Source organism: Nostoc sp. TCL26-01, assembly GCF_013393945.1.
Taxonomy (GTDB): domain Bacteria; phylum Cyanobacteriota; class Cyanobacteriia; order Cyanobacteriales; family Nostocaceae; genus Trichormus.
The window spans coordinates 1,795,986-1,816,203 of sequence record NZ_CP040297.1 but is presented as its reverse complement, the minus strand read 5'-3'; the positions used below and the strand labels follow the sequence as shown (position 1 = coordinate 1,816,203).

Genomic DNA, 20,218 nt, shown 5'->3' with positions numbered 1-20,218 from the left:
TTTTATGACGCGAGAAATTCTCTCTTTCGGAGGATAATCTTGTGTCATAGACAACAGAAACTTGCTGTTGATCCTGGAATAGCGTTGAGGAGATGTGAGGAATGTCACTAGGCGATCGCTAATATTTTGTCATATTCTAGCTGCGAAATTTGCCGTTGAGCAATTGATGATATAAACTAAATGCTCAGTTTATAGTAAAAGTTGATTTACCATGACAACCACACAGATTCTTTCCCCCAAGCAAGATCAAAAATCTCCCAAGAAAAGACAACAATCTTTTCATTCTGTGGATATTGGCACTCCCAGAGTCCCACTCCGCAAACCACAAAAAATCAAACAAGCACCTGAACTACTCTGCGACTGGGAAGACGCAAGTTAGGAGATTTTGCGATAGTAACTAACTCATCTTTAAATCGCTGGGGCTGCGGAAATTGCTAACAATAATAGCAATAGCACAATCAGCATACTGATTTTCACTATTAAGTAGTTACTAAAATCATCTATAGGAAAATCGTGAGTCATTTTACACCCCCCTGCATCGCCTTTTTAGGTTGCTACAAGACATTGAATTATATTATGTAACTAAAGATCAACTTTTAGTTGCATCGCCACTGCCTTGTATTTTGATTATCTCGCAAAAATGAATACACAAGAGTACGAGTTAAGTTTAGGTAATATTTTTTAGCGTACTTTTAAAAAAGTATAAAAACCTTACTACTACTATGAAGTACACTAGCTTAATTTCCTATCCCAAACTTAACGGAGAAATCTTATATCTAACCAGAAATGCGTTTGCTGGCTGGTAAGAGTTGTTTATGAGCTAGATACTCATGTAATTCATGCGGTTTTAGATGACAGAGATTTTTAGCCAACTCATTAACATGAATATTTTTAGGTAATACAGACGCAAGCGATTCTCTCATTAATCCTAAGATTTGTGACTCAGCAATCAATAACAATTGTTGCACTCGCTTAACTTGAGTTAAGTTAATAATCTTGTTACTAACTGTGTGAGCAAAGCGGCGCTCAAATTCAAGCATATGATTATCTCTATGGTCATCATAACTATGAGCTTGACCTGCCACACCACGATTGCGTCCTGTCTTTGTACTCGCCCACAATTCTTGTCCAGAAAGTTCTTTTGCCGAATTTAACAAAACTTCATGCTCAGTTAAATTGGGGCTTGATTGATATTCAGGTAATGCAGATGGTTCTAAAGTTAAAAAACGTGCTTTCTTACCATCAATCACAGCAATGAGGAATATACTCATATTCGCACCCTAAAAATTCTGGTGCTTCAATCTTAGCAACTATTAAGAATAGGTAATATGGTAATCCGATTTGATTTCTAAATCACTCGTAGAGGTAAGGGACTGGGGACTGGGTACTGGGTACTGGGAAGAAAGAATAAAGGTGTACTGAGTTTTGTATGTGTAAGCGCAGGCTACGCCAACAGAAATCAAATATGATTCCTATAGGCAAAAAATTAATTATGGGTAGGCGGGAAAGCTACTGAGTTGCATGAGTTTCCCGCGTTACTGAAAAAAATTAAATTGTGGTTGCATTTTCCGCAAAAATTAAATAAATTTTAAGAAATCGTATATGTCCATAGATAGAGTCAATATTTAAAGGTCAGCATCTAACTTGCTGCTTTAAAGTTTCCACATCCATCATGATCCGCAATTGTGAAAAATTTTCTGTAAATCTGCGTTTTTAAAAAATCCTCGCACTGTACAATCGAGGACAAAACCTATATGCCTAATTCTGCAATTACCATTACCATCAAATTATTTGCTGCCTATCAAGAAGCCTATGGAGTTCCAGAACTGGTCATGGAATTACCCAATGGTACACCTGTTAGTGCAGTATGCGATCGCCTAATTAGTGAACACCCAGAACTATCTAAATGGCGTGATATCACCCGCTTTGGGATTAACTTAATTTTTGTCGAACCCGACACCCTTTTAAAAGATGGCGATGAAGTTGTCTTAATTCCCCCGGTGAGTGGGGGTTAGTAAGAAACAGATGGGGAGATGGGGGGATGAGGAGATGGGGGAAAGAATCTATATAAGTATTTTCTCCTTGTCCCCTTGTCCCCTTGTCTCCTTGTCTCATTTTGAATTTTGTAGGCGTGAGCCTTCCCGAAGGGTATTTTGAATTTTGAATTAATTGTTCACTTCACCTTGACGCGAAAGCGTACAAATCCATAAGAACTGGTTGGTGTACCGCTACTGCTGGCGGGGGGGATGTTGGGGAAAACAGTAGCGCGAGTAATTTCTACGGCGATCGCTCCATTTGTGTTACTGTTGGGACAAAAACTGGGTGTGGTGGGAGAATTGGCTGGGTAAAAAGTAGCGCGATCGCTATCTGCTGCATTACTAAAATAAACTGTAGGATTAGTAGCACCAACAGCTAAAGCAATTCCCTGATCTGCACCACTGACACCATCATTAGGACTTAAACCATTAAAAGCTGTAGATATAAAAGTAGTATTTGCTGGTATTAAGTCGCAGAGTTTTACATTATTCGCATTACTTTGACCACTAGAAAGAAAGTAAATTGTGTATTCTAAATCATCTCCAGGTTTGACATTACCAGCATTGATCATGCCCCGCAAATAATTAGCAGGCCACTTAGGATCATCATCATCAACATCACGAGGAGCCGCTACATAATTAGCAGCAGTAATAGCTACAGCACTACTACCATTAACATTATTAGTTAAATCTTGATTATTAATCCGAGTAATTCGTTTCACCAACACTAATTTTGGCGGATTAGGCACAACAGTAGAAACTGTCAATAATGTAGGGTCATCATCATTTGTTTTACTAGGATCATTACCTATATTTGTGCCATCATCAGCAGTTTGAGCAAAAGAATTCCCCACAGTTGGCGGATTACTACTAGCTCCTGCCGAATCTGCATCTGTGTAAACTGTACCAACTGTTCCCGCACTATCAGCAGTGGTAAAATTCGCATTGGCTTGATTGCTAATTGGATTACCACCATTAGCGTTATTAATTTTTGCTGTAATTTTCATAGTAATTGTGTCACCTACTCGCAAGGTTCCAGAATTAGTCAAAGCACCAGAGCCACTATAACTAGGATTAAGTGTAATGTTATTACCTGAAGTCGCACTTGTAATTGCCGCACTCACAAAAGTTAACTGTGACGGCAAAGTGTCATTAATAATAAAATTAATTGCGTTAGTATTGCCGTCGGGAGTTAGGTTGGAATAGGTAATAGTATATTCAACAGAATCGCCAACATTTACTGTACCTGCACCATCGTTATCTATCGAAAAGCGAACAGATTTAGTTCCTTTAACATTTGCTTGCTTATCTGTAGTAATGACTAAAGGTGTGATAACTGCTTGGCTGGGAAAATAAGTCCAAGTATCTATACCTTTATAATCGCCATAGTCTTGACTAAATTCATGCTTACCTGAAGCACTGTTGATTCCTCGTGCTGCATTTCGAGGATTAGTTGCTCCTGTACCGTCTAACTTCACTTCTACGGTAGTTGTACCATTCTTAGTGCTGTAATTAGAGTCATTGTAATAGATTGTTGATGCTCCAATATTGTTGTTATTTAAGTCTTTGAGAGGAGGAAAAGCTGCTGGTGGGTTTTCCATCGTGATTCTAAACCCTGAAGGATTATTTTCCGCATCCAACAGCGGAAAATGATATTCACCTACTCTTGTAGTAATTTGGGCGCTGTATGCAGCATTATTAGGTAAGGGTTGTAAATTTACTCCAGCAGCATCTTTCCCATCCCAAGACACTACATTAAAACCAGATAGCATGGGATTTTGTAATACCCGATCTAAACTAGGGTCAAAAATCCCATCATTGTTAGTATCGATAATAATTTGATAACTACCGCTAGAACCAACATTAAAACTAAACTTACCTCCCACACCAATATAAGTTTGATTCCCACTACCGCCAGTTCCACCAGTGAAAATAAAATTGCTGGGTATTGGTGGGGTTATTGGGGTTAAGGGAATTCCTAAAGCATTCAATGTTGCTGTCGCTGGACGATTAAAGAAAACTAAATGGGTGATATCGGTAGTTGTATCAGCAATATCGGGACGTTGAACTCGTACATTACCAGAAAAATCTAATGTACTCAGAGAATTTGCTGGAGAGTTAGCAGAGCGATAGAGTGTGGAGTTATTATTCTGGTCAATAAATCCTCTGCTATTAGCAAAGAACAAAAAACCAAATGGGTCAACTCCATTCATATCTGTTTGATAGCGATATCCATCTTTCGTTTGAATGTAGAGTTTAGACTTCAAAGACCTACCATTATTACCCAAATTCAGGGCTATATAGTTAGTAAATAGTCTTCCAGGTTGAGCGACACCATTTTTTGCCACTGTCACATCCCAAGCTGCTATTCCTCCCCTTTGCTCTTCATTTGTAGCAAATTGTGAAGTAGCAGATATAGGCGGCGGATTTACATCACCTCTAGGGTTAGTCAGGGGCCTAGCAGAACGAAATTCTACTTCATAAATACCAGTTTCTGTAGCCACAAAACTACAAGGATTGTAACCACCAGCAGCTAAGGGAGCAGGACCTAACTTCTCTTTATCTATTGTATCAATGTGACCAAAATCGCCGTTGACGACATTGGCGACCTTGAGGACATTACAATTACCATTTTGACCATTAAAAGGACTGCGGTAAATTATATCTGGATCAACGAGATTATTATTGGCATTAAAGACGCTAGAACCTAAATATACGGTTTCCCCAGTTTCCACATAAACCTTGAGTTTATTCTGCCTCACAATCCCCGCAGTTGTATAAGCATTGGGGTCTAGCCATTCTAAATAAGGTCTATCACCACCATCAGCAACTAACTGTTTACTACCTTCTGCCCAACTGGGTTTTATATCTTGTGCGAGGATGTAAAATAAGCAAGCAAAGCTACTTAAGTATATTTTTTTACGGTTGTTTGATAGAGACTTTAGCATAGTTTTTTTTGTTAGGTTGCCCACAGTTTCATCGAGATTTACTGTAGCGATCGCTTTTAAATAGTTAAATAAATATTTCATTGCCACCTCTCCCTACGGTTGACGTGGTACAGGTTTTTGCAATCCAAACCCATCAAATAATTCGTTGAGTTTCAATGTCAAACCCAAATAAGGCCCTCCAGCCGAACGTGTTCCAGAAAAATCTCGATCATCGACTCGACCAAATACATAACCAGCAGCTAGGCGGAGATTAGGACTGAGGTAATAACCAGCTTCCACAAGGAAACCTGTCTCTGTGTAAGTCGATTGATTAATCAAACGAGCTTCACCTACTAAATCCCAGCTATATCCCAAGCGATAGGTAGCTCGTAATTGTCCCAGATTTACAGTACTAGTACCCACTAAATCATTAGCTAAATAAGATGTACTATTACGCAGAGCATATTTACCGTAAAATTCCCATTGCCAGTTAGGCGCATAGATAGCTTCTAAAGCAAAGGTATGATCTTGGGAACCTGTACCACTTCCTAACAGGATGGTATCGGGAATGGTCGAGGGATTTTGCCGATATTCATAACGCAATAAAGCATTAAATTTATCGTTGTTGGGGTCACGGAAAGCTAAACCCAATTTTAAGTTAGCTGTATCGCCTAAACCAGTCAGTTTTTGATTGGAAGAATTGGCTTGTTGATATCGGACTAAGGCTGTGAGTGCTGGGGAAATTTTACCCAAAGCTGCGGCTGATATAACTGTATTGGAACCACCAGACGAAGTGCGATGTTCGTAACGCGCACTGGCTTGAAACTCAGGATTATCTGAGTATTCCAACCCCACACTATAGCTATCACCTCCACTAAATCCAATCGAGGAAGCACTTTGACCAGGAGCAAATGGTTGAGCAAATTGTTGACCTGTACCTGTGCGTTGGAAGAAGCTACCAAAGACGTGTTCATAAGCCAGATTTAGCCGCAAACCAGATGCAATCATCCAGCGATTATTTAGACCTATAGCTCCTTGGGTCGTCAGTTCGTTAGCACCACTGAGAATAGAGTAACGACCAGTCAAAGTTGTATCAGAGCCAAGTTTGTGTTCACCGTTGACGCTTAAGCTCGTAATAGAATTACCAGCCAACTGACCAGCAGTGTAGTATTGTTGAGCAAGATTGATATTTACACCAGGAACGACAGCCCAATTTAGCCCTAAAATTGTCCGGTCTGGGTAGACTGTATCTTTTTGGGAAGATAAGGTGAGTTCGTTTTGGGCTTGGAAGGTGAGATTATCTGTTAGGGGATATGTGAACCGAGAGCGTAATTGATCTGATGTACTCTCTAAAGGGTTGGTGGCAATTCTGTCTTCTCGGTGGCGATGAATCCAATCAACATTGACAGTGGCTTTACCTATGCGTTGTTGAATTCCCGCCGATAGGGTGGAGAGGGAATTATCGACTTGACTACCGGGTATTGCTTGCGAACGGGGAGAAAATAGCTCTTCAAAGGTATCTAAGGGTTGGGGTGCAATGCCAAAATTGTCTTCATGGTCGTATTGCACTCGGACATTTGTGGTTGTAGAAACTTTTCCTGTGAGTTGCGCCCCATAGCGAGTTTGACCAGGAACAAAACTAATAGTAGCGTTATTAGCAAAGCCTGTATCCGCATATCTGTAATAAGCCCGACCTTGTAGACCTTTAAAAATCTGAGCTTGGGCTTCTAAACGATAAGCTTCGCCACTTACTCGCCCCATAATATCGGAATCGTTGGTGGAATGGGCATATTCTGCTATTATCTGATTCTCAGAACCTAGAGAAATCATGGCATCTGCGCCATAGAGTTCAAAACCACGTAATCCTTGGTTTTCTCTCAAGTAGGTTGCACCTAACCAACTTTCTTGATTTAGCAAGCGAGAAAAGTTGTATTGTAAGCGTCCTGCATAGATGTTGCTGTCGGTGTTGTTGCTATCGTATTGATAGCTGACGATAATCCGCCGGACTAAAACTTGTCCATTTTGATCAACATCAGTACGCAGAATTGGTTCACGGAAGATTAAAGTACCGCGATCGTAATCGATTTCATAGTCTGGGCCACGGTTTAGCTGTTGGCGTTGCAGGACTGTACCCGGACGATTCAGTTCTTCTAATTCAATAAAAACATTTTCACTACCAGGAACTACTAACCGCCGAGACAGGAAGTAAAAACCGCTAGTCCCATCAGGGGCGATCGCATCTCGTTGAAAAGCCTCTAAATTATTACCATAGAAGCCTGTAATTTGCAGATTCCCTAAGTTGTAGTTGGCTTTAAAGCCGTGGAGTTGCCGACTAATGGCGGTAAACTGCTGGGAAGAACGGGAAAATTCTTCTGTATTGTAGTCACCCCACATCGCATAATCAGGCGCAGCACCAGGAATACCAGTAGAACGCTCAAATCGCAGATATAAGCTGTCAATAGAAGGTGTAACTACATATGATGTGGAACTATCACCATAAACAGGGTAGTTTTGTTCACTAAATTGATATGAGCGAAACAGGCGATTATCACAGTTACAATCTTCATTCAGGCTGCGAGAACTGTTATATGCGCCAGTAAATAGCCAGTCACCGAATGTACCTGTGGCAAAAATGGCTGAGTTAAAGTCAAACTGGGTGCTAGTATCTTTGTCTGGGCGGAGAAAGTCTCGAAAACTACCGTAATAGTTTGTCCCTCTCGCACCTAAACGCAAATCTACCACCCCAGAGACTAAGCTAGGACGTAATGATGTCTCAAATTGCAGTTGGGTAAAGGCTTCTAAATCATCAGCTAAGGCGCGAATTCGCACAGTTTGTGCTTTCAAATCCGATCGCAAAATTGCTGTAAACTGTCCCCCTTTGGCTTCTACCTGAAACCCTGGTTGTTCAGGCTTCAAGTCAGTTCCCACTAATTCCCCCGCCGTGGGGATAATTGTGACAACAGCATCTTGATTAGAGCGATTACCACCTTCATCCAAAAGTTGACCGTTGATAGTAGCTGTGGAACGTGCATCAGCAGGGATACGCGCTTCTACAGTTTCTAGCGTCAGTTTTTGCGGTTTTCCTCTGACAACAACGCGCACACTCACTGGTGGTTCTGTCCCACCGATGATCTGTGCAGTCAAAGTATTCTCACCAGCCTTGAGCGAGATACCATACCATGTCTGCGTTACTAGGTTAGTGTTAGCATCAGTTTCAGTTTTTCCCACCAAGGCAGAATCTACCAAAACTCCATTTACCCGCAGTTCCACTTGACTACCAGCCGGAAATTGTACTGTCGCCTCAGTTGCAGGGATATCGATAACACTGTTAGCCGTGGGGGTCAAAATTTTTATGGTTGTGGAGACAGAAGAAGTTGTTTCCCTGCGTTCATCGCCCTTATCTGTTGCTACTGGTGTTTCCGTTGGCGGTAATTCGGCAACTCTACTCAACCCTCTGGGTAATGTCATCTCATCTGCTAGCGAAAAAGGTGGGATGGGAGTCGCAGATGGAGTTGTTGCAAGGAGTTGGTCAGTTGATAGATTATGGTCTGGGAAAGAAGCAGCCTCTCTCCTTGTAGGCGTGATATTTGAGGAGTTTTCTTTCACCTCAGCATGAACGCTAGCTGGATATAAAACGCAGATTAATGTTCCAGCGATCGCTCTGATCAATCTCAGATTTAGAATGTTTAAGGTTCTCATGGCTTAACTACCTCCTCTGAGATGGGAGTGACTGCAAAATTCATCCGTACCAACCCCCCAGGTTCTAGGCGCACTAGGCGAGATTGGCTATTGCGTTCGCGGAATTTCTTATTGGGAGCTAGTTTGTAACCAGGGACGCTAGTCAGGTCTAATACTCCTGCGTGGCTTCCTGGTAAGACATTGGCTAGGGAGAACAAACCTTTGGGATCAGTGGTGATGCGGTTCCCGTCTTCTAAGAAAATGACTGCATTGGGTATTCCTGGTTCACCTGTTTGCTGTTCACCATCAAAGTTTTTGTCAATAAACACGCGACCGATAATTGTGCCACAGTCAGAAACTATACCTTGACCAATTCTTAGTTGGTGGGTTGCTGGGCCGTCTTTGGTACTAAATCGATTATCAGAGCGTTCCGCATTAACGATCGCACTATTGCGACCAGTTCCCCGCAGAGAATCAGGGGTAAGTTGAGCTGCATAAACTAGTGTCAGCACTTGCCCGACAGGAAGATTCACACCTGTAGGGAAGGTAATTGTGTTGCCGTTATTCGCTGGTGTAATCGCTACTGCTTGACCGTTTATTTCCCCTCGTACAGACTTAGGAATCAAGTTAAAGCCCAAGGGAAGATTATCAGTGATAACCACATTATTTAAGGCAACATCTGATAAATTTTTTACCGACAAGCGATAGATAACTGTATCTCCAGGTTCAGCCGCCGCGCGATCGCCTGTTTTGACAATCTGCACCTGATTTGCTTGACACATATTCGTAGTAAATTCAAATGCTAGTAAATCCAGTCCCACTACTTCTGCATTCGGGACTAAAACTACAGTACCCTCTATTCTAGTTTCCCCTTTCGTACTGATTGGTTGACCATCTAAAGAAGTAGCCAGATAACGCACGAGATTATTATCTGTGCTATTGAGAATCTCAATCTTAATCCGTCGTTGTTGATAAACAGAATTCGCCGGAGGATTGACTACAAAAATGTATATTTTACCCGGATTAGTTTGACCTCTATTTGGGTCAAGGAGAAAATTATAAACACCAGCCGGATTATTTGTAATGAAATATGGGTTACTATTCTCAGTATTAGGACTTTTACCACCGGGAATATTATTGTTAGGAATATCAGGTAATTCCGTCCGTGTTAAAGAAACTAATCCCCCTAATTCTGTGCCAGTTGGATCATTCGGATTAGGTTCATACACACCAACAGAAAACCCTGTATAGTCTGGTAACAGCGCACCAGCACAACCTAAAATCCTACCTAGTGGGTCAACCAAAGGATTAGGATTGAGATTAATTTGACTACTGGTTCCCTGATATTGATTGTCGCTAGTAGAATCTTTATAAGTATAGTTAGCTTGATTTACAATATTGACAGCTTGTGCTGTTGCTGGCATGGATACAGTAGTTTGTAAAAAACTGCCCAAGAGAACAGTTGCTGTTAGCTGTTTATACCAGTTATTACCAAAATTAATTTGTTTTTGTTTACGAGGAAGAGTCACAGAAATTATCTCCTCGGAAATACCCTGATTTATGTAAAAGCAGCATTTATGTAAAAGTGATAAGTAATGAGCAGTTAAATGAATTAAAAATAATTCCTCTATTGAGGAACACACTTGTTATGAAAATGAATAAAGGCTGACTACTAGGTAAATTTTTCCCAAAAACAGCACAAAACTAGTCAACCAATCATAGAAAAAACTCTCTTCTCTAGCTGCTAACGAATCTGAGTTTGATATGTCGCCTTAACTATCGTCTTCGCTGCTAGTGATGGAAGTTGTAAGCGAATGTGAGTATAAGCGTTAGCTGGTGCTGGTTTAATATCAACTGTGCCATTGGGGAGAGTAACTTTAACGGTGGGATTTTCTGCAAAACTACGTCCGCCGTCGATGCTATAAGTAATCTTACTGTTTTGGTTTGTAGTGTTGGCAGATTTCAATACATAAACCATTCCTTTGGGGATGGGTTGATTGAGTACGAGATTATTAATTGGGCGATCGCTCTTATTTTCTCCATTCAATGTATACCTTAATACATCACCTGGTTTGACTACTGCTTTACCTGTCAGTGCTTGCCATGAAACCTTTTGCTTACCCTGATTATCTTTTTGTAAGACTTGTTTTTCCGCTTCTAGACGCAATTGCAATTGTGGTTGACTACGATTATTCTGAGCAACAGCCCTGCCAGAAACAACCCCTGGTACATAACTAGTAGCAGCGATCGCCAAGACTCCTACGGTAACAATAACAACACTCTTCATTTCTTAATCACCTCAAATTTTGAATTGATATGACTTATCTTTCCCCGTTTAGAGAAACTAATACCCCCTCCAACAATGGAGAGGGTAAAAAAGTTTTAGTTAACTTTGCGCTTAAAGGTAAAGGTTCTCTGCACACCCGGCGCAACTTGACCAGTAACAGTGTCTATATATTTAGTGACATCAGTACTCACTGTAGTACCAGTCTGCTCACCACTAAGAAGAGTATTAGCCGGATTACCACTAAAGAATGTAATTGTTGAACTGCCAGAATCCACAGATGAACCGCTAACATGACTGGTATCAATCACATTATTACCATCATTATCTTTCGCCCAGTTGCTAGGACTAGCAGTCCCGTCTTCCGTAATCACCACATTAGCCGCGTTCAAAATTACGTTACCTGTACCCACAGATGGTTCAGAAATATTCTTGTAGCGGATTTGATAAACAATAATATTTCCCGGTGCAGGTTTTCTATCCACATCAGGAGTATTAGGATCAGGGTCAACACCACCTGGAGCAGCAGGTGTACTGGCAAAATTCTCTTGACCTGTACCAACGGCTGGCCCTGTTCCTTGTTCAATAGCTGAGAATTTGACTAATTTCAAGAACCCAGTATATACACGATCTATAGTTGTATTCCTCACAGTTTCTGTACCCAATCCAGGCGTAGCATCATCCACAAAAGCGGTAACTGGTACTGGGAAGCCTCTATTGATATCTGTAGATAAAGGTGTAGTGCCTGGTAAATTAACAGCTACGGTGTATGACACATCTGTACCTGCTGCAATATTGGGGATAGTAATGTATTTTGTTACCTGATCTATGGCGCTGAGAGCATTAGTACCAGGGTCTTTGTATTGGAAAACTGTCCCATTCCAAACGTAAGTTATGGACTGAGCATTATAAGTGATTGTCACCTCTGTACCATTGGGTAAATCACCAGTGGGAGCAGGTGGTGTGGGTACTAGAGAAATATTGCTCGCTTGAGTACTATCATTTCTAACGGTGTTGGTAAACGTGACTACTCCTGGGTCAAATGTGGAACCAGGAGTCGTGCCAGCCGGTACAGCAGTAGACTTATTAGTAAAGTCATCATTATTATTTGTCGGCCCCACGGCATTCGGTACACCATTTGGCCCGTTCAATACTGAGGCTGTATTGATTGTAAAGGTGTTAGCCTCACCACCTGTGCCTGCACCAGTGTTGTCACCATTAGTATCAACACCTGTTTCTGGTGTTCCTGGGTTGTTGATAAAACCATCATCCACAGTAGTAGGTAATTGATCAGGTACATTATCCCCATTGGTGTCTGTTGTTGGGGGAGGTGTCATATTTCCTGTATTCCCATCAAAGTTGCTGGGATTTTGATCACCTGATTCATCAATTACAGGAGCGTTTGTCGTTGGTGTTTTACCAAATACTTGAGCGATGTTGGCGATGGTGAGAGGCGCGGTTTGTCCTGTTTTAACTTTTAACTGGATAGCGAATTGGGTCGGTTGGACTGCACCAGTAGTTAAAGGTAGATAAGTACTAGTATCACCGTCAGTTGTGAGTTTAACAAAACCAATCCGCGTAACTGTAGTTAAGTCTCCTGGTTGGCTAGTTGTCCAAGTGGCAGCGTTAGCAGTTGTGGTGACAGCAGTTGTGGAGTAAACTACTGTCCAACCGCTAGGTGCAGTCGGTGCTGCTGCTAGTTGGGTTCCTGTAGGAATGGCATCAGATACTAAAATATACGAGCCAGTAAGCCCAGGTACGGTAGAGCCGGCTAGAGGTGCGGGAACGATACCTTTTCCTGTGACATCGGTGGGTTCAACTCGTAAACTCAAATTGTAGGATACAGTATCATCTGTAATATCCCCGGCTGTATTGTTATTGTTGTAAACACCACGAGTTTTCAGTAAGGTGGCTAGAGAATAGGACTTTGGATCAACGGTTTTTGTCGCTGTTGCACTACCTTCTACCACTAGGTTAGCAGGTGTACCATCAACTTCATTTGGTGAGCCATTAATGTTGTCAACAGTGTAGACATCAAGATTATCATTGCTTGATGCAGCATCGTTGCGGGGAGAGTTGCTGGCAGTGTTAGCCGGAGTTGTTTGACCCAAGGTAACTGAGATATTATCACCACTGGCAGCACCAGAATTAACAGTAACTCTGACTCGCACAGGTACAACACCATTGACAGGGACAGAGTTTGTCGTTACCCCGCCACTGGGAACTGGTAACCAAGTAGTAGTACCAGGTTGTTGATATTCTAAGCTGTTAGCAACTAAGGTTCCGTTACCTGTGATAGTGACTGCTTCCGGTATTTTGAAGCGTGTAGGATCGTTCCCTATGTTGGTGACAGTGAAGTTATATTCCAGTGCATCACCGACTTGGACTGTACCACCATTAACATCGTTCACTGTCCCAGCTTGTACCAAGATACCCGCTACTTCAGCGATTGTGACGGTAACTGTGTTGGAAGTAGTCGTGATTCTTTTAGGATCATTTGGATTATTTGGATCTGCGGGATTGTTTGGATCTTCGTAAGTGGCTGTTGCTTGGTTATTTATAGGTGTATTAGCAGCAGTTGGTGCAGTTTGAGCTAATACAGGAGTGATGAATGGGAAAAGACCGTTAGTTAAAAATGCTGTTGTGATTAAAGCACCATACAGTCTAGACTTACGAGTTTTGTTGGTTTTAATCTGAAAATTCATTCTAGAGATGTAGTTTTTTAGTAGGGTACTGCTGAGTATCTCCGGTAAAAATAAATGCACAATATATCTATAATTTTTTAAAAATATCGATTTATCTGGCAATTATTTTTCAGACAACAAAATTATTCCAAAACAATCTAAATCAGTTTGGAATAACGCTTGCGAACAATATAAAAACAGTATTTTGTGTAATCAGTTTTTGAGATATTCAGTTTTATTTACTGATGTCAAATTGATTACAAGAAATAATATGATGTCTCAACACTAGAACCTTAAATCAAAGACATGGCATCTCGAAACAGTTGAAATACGAGTATTAAGATTTTTAGCAAAAAATTATTTGCGTAATTTTATTTAAGTAAGTACGGACAATAAAAGTCTGTTATTACACAAGAGTATATTTTGTCTAGTTAATTTCCGAAAATTAATGCCGACTAATCCGTATATCTAGTTTTAATTACACAATTAATAGTATTTATATATACTCTAGCTGCAAGCAAATAACTTATGGATTTAAAGCCGACAATTTTAGTCGGGTATGTTTGACTAGTGTTTTTACCCGTGCTACTATCATTCGCAGTTGACGGACAAACAGGGAAAGCTAGTTTATGACTCAGGCCACATCCACACCAACCCAAGCAAACACCAACATTCTCAAATCTTTGCAGTGTAAAGAATGTGGTGCAGAATACGAACTCAAAGCCTCTCATGTGTGTGAGTTCTGTTTTGGCCCATTGGAAGTGAAGTATGACTATAGTGCCTTGCGTCTGTCTGTCACCCGTGAAAAAATTCAAGCTGGCCCTAATTCAATTTGGCGTTACCGTCCCTTTTTGCCCGTCGCAACTGACAATGTTATAGATGTGGGAACAGGTATGACTCCCCTGGTACGTTCCCATCGTCTTGCCCGTCGCCTGGGTCTAAACAAGCTTTATATTAAAAATGATGCCGTCAATATGCCCACCCTGAGTTTCAAGGATCGGGTGGTGTCCGTTGCTCTTTCTCGTGCGCGTGAGTTGGGTTTCACTACAGTATCTTGTGCTAGCACCGGTAACTTGGCAAACTCCACAGCAGCGATCGCAGCTAATGCCGGTCTAGACTGTTGTGTGTTCATCCCGGCTGACTTAGAAGCTGGAAAAATCCTGGGTAGCTTAATCTACAGTCCTACACTCATGGCGGTGAAAGGCAACTACGATCAAGTCAATCGCCTGTGTTCGGAAGTCGCCAATACATACGGCTGGGGTTTTGTCAATATCAACTTGCGGCCTTACTACTCGGAAGGTTCCAAGACTTTAGGGTTTGAAGTGGCAGAACAACTGGGATGGGAACTACCAGATCATATAGTTGCCCCCTTGGCTTCTGGCTCACTGTTTACCAAGATATATAAAGGTTTTAAAGAATTTACGGAAGTTGGCTTAGTAGAAGGTAAAAACGTCCGCTTTAGTGGCGCACAAGCTGAAGGCTGTTCCCCCATTGCCCAAGCCTTTAGAGAAGACCGCGACTTTATTAAACCAGTAAAACCGAATACAATTGCTAAATCAATTGCGATCGGCAATCCGGCAGATGGTGTCTACGCTGTCGAAATAGCGAAGAAAACAGGCGGTAATATTGAATCAGTCAATGATGCTGAAATTATTGAAGGCATCAAACTGTTGGCAGAAACCGAAGGCATCTTCACTGAAACAGCTGGTGGTACAACTGTCGCTGTCCTGAAGAAACTGGTAGAAGCTGGCAAAATTGACCCAGATGAAACTACTGTGGTTTACATCACGGGAAATGGTTTGAAAACCCAAGAAGCAGTACAAGGCTACATTGGTGAACCTTTGACCATTGATGCTAAACTTGATAGTTTTGAGCGTGCATTAGAGCGATCGCGTACTTTAGACCGCTTGGAATGGCAACAAGTCCTTGTTTAGTCAACAGTCAATAGTCAATGGTCATTAGCAACCGACCATTAACAACTGACAACTCACCACTGACCAATATTATTTAATTATGGCTGTAAAAGTTTTAGTCCCTACTGCTCTGCAAAATTTCACCAACAATCAAGCCGCACTCGATTCTAGTGGTACGACTATTGCAGAACTCTTAGATTCTCTAGAAAAAACCTTTCCTGGTATCAAGTCACGATTATGTGATGATAAAGGAGAACCAAGGCGCTTTCTGAATTTGTATGTCAATAGCGAAGACATCCGCTTTTTAGATGGTACAGCTACATCTCTAAAAGACGGTGATGAAGTGAGTATTGTCCCGGCTGTGGCTGGTGGTTAAAACTGGCAAATCTCAGTTAGATTAGTCTAAATCAAAAAATCTATCGGCACTTTTTCCCCTCATTACAGGGGAGAAAGTTATTAAACAGAATTCAGGAGTCAGGAGCCAGAATTCAGTATAAATTCTGTGCGACTAATTAATTAACTTGAGTCATCAGTTGTTCTTGCCAGTAAATATTATTATCAGTAGTCAAAATAATTCTTTTATAAACTTCATTTTCTAACTCAATAGTTAAATAATTATCATCCTGATTGACATACCAAAACTCTTTGCCTCTGTCAGTGTAGTAAGTTCCAGCTTTAATCACACCAGGAATAAAACTACCAGGAGAGCGTAATTCTTTCCAGTTGCTTTGAGGTTTGGTTGTAGTTGCTTGTTTAATATTTGCTAATGGTATTTGCCAAAGTTTTTGGAAGCAAACAGCCAGAAATTGTTCTTGCCATGTAAACTCTATTTGTAATTTGTTGTCAGTTATCGTCAACTGCATTACCAACCTCTCTATCAAGAGTATTTTATCTAGGTTTACCTAAAACACTTTTTGCGTTACGAGATTTTGCACTAGCTTTTAAACAGTTGAAAATATTACCCTATTGTAGCAAATTACATTCAAGTAGAAGTCATGATTAACAATTTAGAACAGTTTGCCAGTGATAACTATTCTGGTATTTGTCCCGAAGCAATGGATTACATGATTAAAGCTAATCAAGGTAGTGCGCCAGCTTACGGAAATGATGAATGGACACAAAAAGCAACAGATTATTTTCGAGAACTGTTTGAAATTGATTGCGAAGTTTTTTTTACTTTTAATGGTACAGCTGCTAATTCACTATCTTTAGCGGCTCTTTGTCAGTCATATCATAGCGTTATTTGTCATGAAACAGCACATATTGAAACAGATGAATGTGGCGCGCCAGAATTTGCTTCAAATGGTTCTAAGTTGTTATTAGCTCCAGGAAAAAATGGGAAGTTAACAGCACAAGTGATAGCAGAGATGGTCACAAAACGGGCTGATATTCATTATCCTAAACCTAAAGTTATTAGTATTACCCAAGCAACTGAATTAGGAACTTTATATTCCATAGCAGAACTATTAGATATTCAAGAAGTTGCTCAAAAATATAATCTCAAAATTCACATGGACGGCGCACGTTTTGCTAATGCAGTTGCAGCTATGAATAAAACCCCAGCAGAAATGACTTGGAAAAGCGGCGTAGATGTGTTGTGTTTTTGTGGGACAAAAAACGGTATGGCGTTAGGGGAAGCTATTATTTTCTTTAATAAATCATTGGCAGAAGATTTTGATTATCGCTGTAAACAAGCAGGACAGTTAGCATCAAAAATGCGCTTTATATCTGCACCTTGGTTAGGTTTATTAGAAACTGGTGCATGGTTAAAAAATGCTCGCCATGCTAACCAATATGCGGCTTATTTAGAAAATGAGTTACTCAATATAGAAAATGCAGAAATCATGTTTCCTCGTGAAGCTAATGCGGTGTTTGTCAAACTACCGGAGCAAGTTATTCAACATTTAAAATCTAGAGATTGGCAATTTTACACATTTATTGGTGTCGGGGGAGTCCGTTTTATGTGTTCTTGGAATACCACTAAACAGAGAATTGATGAATTACTTAGGGATATTAAAGGAGCGATCGCCTAGATTATCCTAGTATTAATCAAGCCTCTTAGCTCAATAAATAATACTCAGTGAACCAGAGATTAGATTTTTCACTATTGACCATTGATTTTTATCTATTTTACTAATGACTATTGACCAGCTCTCCTATGTCAAAATGAAGGTAACTTATTACTAAAAAGTGAGCGATCGCTCTACAAGCTAAAACCCTAAGAGCAAAAGCTGACAATGAGAGCAGCAAAACTCTCTTGCCTAGCCTTAAGCTTCCTAGTCTCTAGCCTCTATTTTCCAGATAGACAAAGGATTAACCTGAGCAATGGCAGACCAAACCAATCAAGATCAAGCTAGCGAACCAGTAGTGACAAGTACCCCTGCTACCAACGCTGCAACCCAAACAGAAAAACCAGCCGCAGCGCCAGCAGCCAAAAAAGAGAAAGCCCCCACGGTGGAAAGCAAGCCATTTGTCGAGTTCATGGAACAAGACTACTTGCCGGCTTTGCAAAAGGCAATTGCGGCGGAAGGTGTGCAAGATTTACAGCTGGCTTTCGCCAAACAGAAGTTTCCTATCTCCGGCTTGACATCTTCATCTGAGGAATGCTGGCAAGTAATTGGTAGTTGGCGCAACGGTCAGCGTCGATTTAACGTATATTTTCCCGATGAGGATATCCAGGGGAAAAAAGGTTTTTCCTGTAACGAAGGTGGAAAACCCAGCACTCTAGAATCGTTTTTGATCGATGAGCGCAAAATTACCCTAGAAATGTTGGTATCACGGCTAGTGTATCGCTTGAACGGTCAAAAATGGCTAGGCAGAAATTAATTTAGTCAAGTTCGTGAAAATGATAGGTGACGGCTCCTGTAACGGGGTCGTTGTCTATCTTGACATAACCTGACTTCAGCATTTCTTTGAGTGTGCTTTCCACTTGGGCAAAGTCTGCACCTGTAGCTTTAACACCTTGAGTTACCGTTAAGTAACCACCTTTACTTTCTGCGGCTTCCAGCAGTTTTATCATCAATTGATTACCTGTCGGGCGGTGAACTTGGGCATTTGTCACAGGTTGATTTAAAGGTACACCCAAAGGTGAGACACCAGCTTTAATTCTCAGTTGCTGTTCATATTCATCTACCATCCCCGGCATCAAGAACAAATCCACAAATTGTCCTACACCAAAAACACCTCCGGTGAATAGCCAGAGCAACCCAGTGCCAATTTTGCCGTTATATAGCCGATGCAGTCCTCCTAGACCTAAAAACCACGCCGCACTTAAAATGTAAGAGACAAGCAGACGGTCTTTTTGCTGATTATTAACAGTCATGTTGTGGTCTATCCCTTGGATTTACATAAGTGAGGAGTGCTGAGTTGTCATCTAGCCTCTAGCCTCTTCATGCTAGCTACAGATTCCCCAGTCTCAATTCTTTAAATGTTGCAGTATTGTTGCAACTCTTAACGTTTCACTTACCAGTTTACCTCTGCACCTTGGTAGACTGAATTTTATACAAATTAATTATTGTCGGTTGTTGCGCCTGATGAGAGGATAAACTTCCGTTCTCCAGGTGTACTCAAGATAGTAAAAACACTCATTGCAGTTAGGACATGGTAGATTCCCTAAAAAAGCCAGGCTTTGAAGAAATACGGCCAGGAATTAAAGTCCCGGCAAAAGAAACTCTGTTATCACCCCGGTTTTACACCACTGATTTCGATGAAATGGCACGGATGGACATCTCCGTCAATGAAGACGAGTTGAGAGCCATTCTAGAAGAATTTCGTGCTGACTATAACCGTCATCATTTTGTCCGGGATGCTGAGTTTGAACAATCCTGGGATCACATTGACGGGGAAACTCGCCGCTTGTTTGTAGAATTTCTCGAACGGTCTTGTACGGCTGAATTCTCCGGCTTTTTGCTTTACAAAGAACTTGGTCGCCGTTTGAAAGATAAAAGCCCAGTTTTGGCAGAGTGCTTTAACCTAATGTCACGGGATGAAGCGCGCCATGCAGGCTTCTTGAACAAAGCGATGTCAGACTTTAACCTGTCTCTGGACTTAGGATTTTTAACCAAGAGTCGTAATTACACCTTCTTTAAACCAAAATTCATTTTCTACGCTACATACCTTTCTGAAAAGATTGGCTACTGGCGCTACATCACTATTTATCGTCATTTAGCAGCACATCCCGAAGACCGGATTTACCCAATTTTCCGGTTCTTTGAAAACTGGTGTCAGGATGAAAACCGTCACGGTGATTTCTTTGATGCCATCATGAAATCTCAGCCACAAATGCTGAATGATTGGAAGGCAAAACTATGGAGTCGCTTCTTCTTGTTGTCGGTGTTTGTCACCATGTATCTCAACGACATCCAGCGTAAAGATTTCTACGCCTCCATTGGTCTAGATGCACGGGAATACGACATCTATGTGATTAAGGAGACCAATGCAACCGCAGGTAGAGTTTTCCCTGTAATTCTGGATGTAGATAACCCAGAATTTTATGAACGCTTGGATATATGTGTTCAGAATAACGAAAAACTGAGTGCGATCGCTAACTCCAACACTCCTAAATTCTTGCAAATCTTCCAAAAACTGCCTGTGTTAGTTTCTACTGGTTGGCAGTTAGTCAAACTATACTTAATGAAACCAATTGACGCTGCTACTGCTCAAGGCGCGGCTCGTTAATTAGTTTAAGTTTTGTAAA

Annotated in this window: 15 protein-coding genes; 7 read left to right on the top strand and 8 right to left on the bottom strand. The window is 41.1% G+C overall.

The genetic code is table 11. The annotated features are described in order from the left end of the window. Positions 1–211: 211 nt before the first annotated feature. A complete protein-coding gene (locus FD725_RS07740) occupies positions 212–379 on the top strand; it encodes a hypothetical protein (protein ID WP_179047585.1) in 168 nt (55 codons plus the stop codon). A 397-nt stretch (positions 380–776) separates the two neighbouring features. Here FD725_RS07740 and FD725_RS07735 read toward each other — a convergent pair whose 3' ends face one another. Beyond that, positions 777–1,271, bottom strand: a complete 495-nt coding sequence (locus tag FD725_RS07735; RefSeq protein ID WP_179047584.1) for a host attachment protein — start codon at positions 1,269–1,271, stop codon at positions 777–779. A 483-nt stretch (positions 1,272–1,754) separates the two neighbouring features. On the opposite strand from FD725_RS07735, the gene FD725_RS07730 reads away from it, so the two are divergent. Beyond that, entirely contained in the window at positions 1,755–2,015 is a 261-nt protein-coding gene (locus FD725_RS07730; RefSeq protein WP_179047583.1) for a MoaD/ThiS family protein, read from the top strand. 158 nt (positions 2,016–2,173) lie between these two features. Here FD725_RS07730 and FD725_RS07725 read toward each other — a convergent pair whose 3' ends face one another. From FD725_RS07725 to FD725_RS07705, 5 genes are all read right to left on the bottom strand, one after another. After that, positions 2,174–5,065, bottom strand: a complete 2,892-nt coding sequence (locus FD725_RS07725) for a DUF11 domain-containing protein (RefSeq protein WP_179047582.1) — start codon at positions 5,063–5,065, stop codon at positions 2,174–2,176. Positions 5,066–5,077: 12 nt separating this feature from the next. Beyond that, complete coding sequence (locus tag FD725_RS07720; RefSeq protein WP_179047581.1) at positions 5,078–8,662, bottom strand: TonB-dependent receptor; 3,585 nt, start codon at positions 8,660–8,662, stop codon at positions 5,078–5,080. Continuing rightward, the gene (locus tag FD725_RS07715) at positions 8,659–10,065 is read right to left on the bottom strand and encodes a hypothetical protein (protein WP_372726729.1); all 1,407 of its coding nucleotides are present in this window, start codon (positions 10,063–10,065) and stop codon (positions 8,659–8,661) included. Before FD725_RS07715 ends, FD725_RS07720 begins: the two co-directional genes overlap by 4 nt. Positions 10,066–10,385: 320 nt before the next feature. After that, positions 10,386–10,928 carry a DUF11 domain-containing protein gene (locus FD725_RS07710; protein WP_179047579.1) on the bottom strand — a complete coding sequence of 181 codons (543 nt, stop codon included), beginning with the start codon at positions 10,926–10,928 and terminating at the stop codon, positions 10,386–10,388. Between the two features lie 95 nt (positions 10,929–11,023). Then, entirely contained in the window at positions 11,024–13,630 is a 2,607-nt protein-coding gene (locus tag FD725_RS07705) for a hypothetical protein (RefSeq protein ID WP_179047578.1), read from the bottom strand. Between the two features lie 608 nt (positions 13,631–14,238). Between FD725_RS07705 and thrC the strand changes: the two genes are divergently transcribed. Further along, the gene (gene thrC, locus FD725_RS07700; protein WP_179047577.1) at positions 14,239–15,543 is read left to right on the top strand and encodes a threonine synthase; all 1,305 of its coding nucleotides are present in this window, start codon (positions 14,239–14,241) and stop codon (positions 15,541–15,543) included. Between the two features lie 79 nt (positions 15,544–15,622). After that, entirely contained in the window at positions 15,623–15,898 is a 276-nt protein-coding gene (locus FD725_RS07695) for a MoaD/ThiS family protein (RefSeq protein WP_179047576.1), read from the top strand. Positions 15,899–16,034: 136 nt separating this feature from the next. Here FD725_RS07695 and FD725_RS07690 read toward each other — a convergent pair whose 3' ends face one another. After that, positions 16,035–16,385: a hypothetical protein gene (locus tag FD725_RS07690; protein WP_179047575.1), complete on the bottom strand. Its 351-nt coding sequence runs from the start codon at positions 16,383–16,385 to the stop codon at positions 16,035–16,037. A 132-nt stretch (positions 16,386–16,517) separates the two neighbouring features. On the opposite strand from FD725_RS07690, the gene FD725_RS07685 reads away from it, so the two are divergent. After that, on the top strand, positions 16,518–17,555 hold the full coding sequence (locus FD725_RS07685) for a low specificity L-threonine aldolase (protein ID WP_179047574.1): 1,038 nt from the start codon (positions 16,518–16,520) through the stop codon (positions 17,553–17,555). A gap of 292 nt (positions 17,556–17,847) precedes the next feature. After that, positions 17,848–18,348, top strand: coding sequence for a DUF2996 domain-containing protein (locus FD725_RS07680; RefSeq protein ID WP_179047573.1), 501 nt, complete (start codon positions 17,848–17,850; stop codon positions 18,346–18,348). A gap of 1 nt (position 18,349) precedes the next feature. On the opposite strand, the gene FD725_RS07675 is transcribed toward FD725_RS07680, so the two are convergent. Then, on the bottom strand, positions 18,350–18,844 hold the full coding sequence (locus FD725_RS07675) for a TM2 domain-containing protein (RefSeq protein WP_179047572.1): 495 nt from the start codon (positions 18,842–18,844) through the stop codon (positions 18,350–18,352). A 278-nt stretch (positions 18,845–19,122) separates the two neighbouring features. Between FD725_RS07675 and acsF the strand changes: the two genes are divergently transcribed. Then, positions 19,123–20,199, top strand: a complete 1,077-nt coding sequence (gene acsF, locus FD725_RS07670) for a magnesium-protoporphyrin IX monomethyl ester (oxidative) cyclase (protein ID WP_179047571.1) — start codon at positions 19,123–19,125, stop codon at positions 20,197–20,199. The last annotated feature ends 19 nt before the right edge of the window (positions 20,200–20,218 follow it).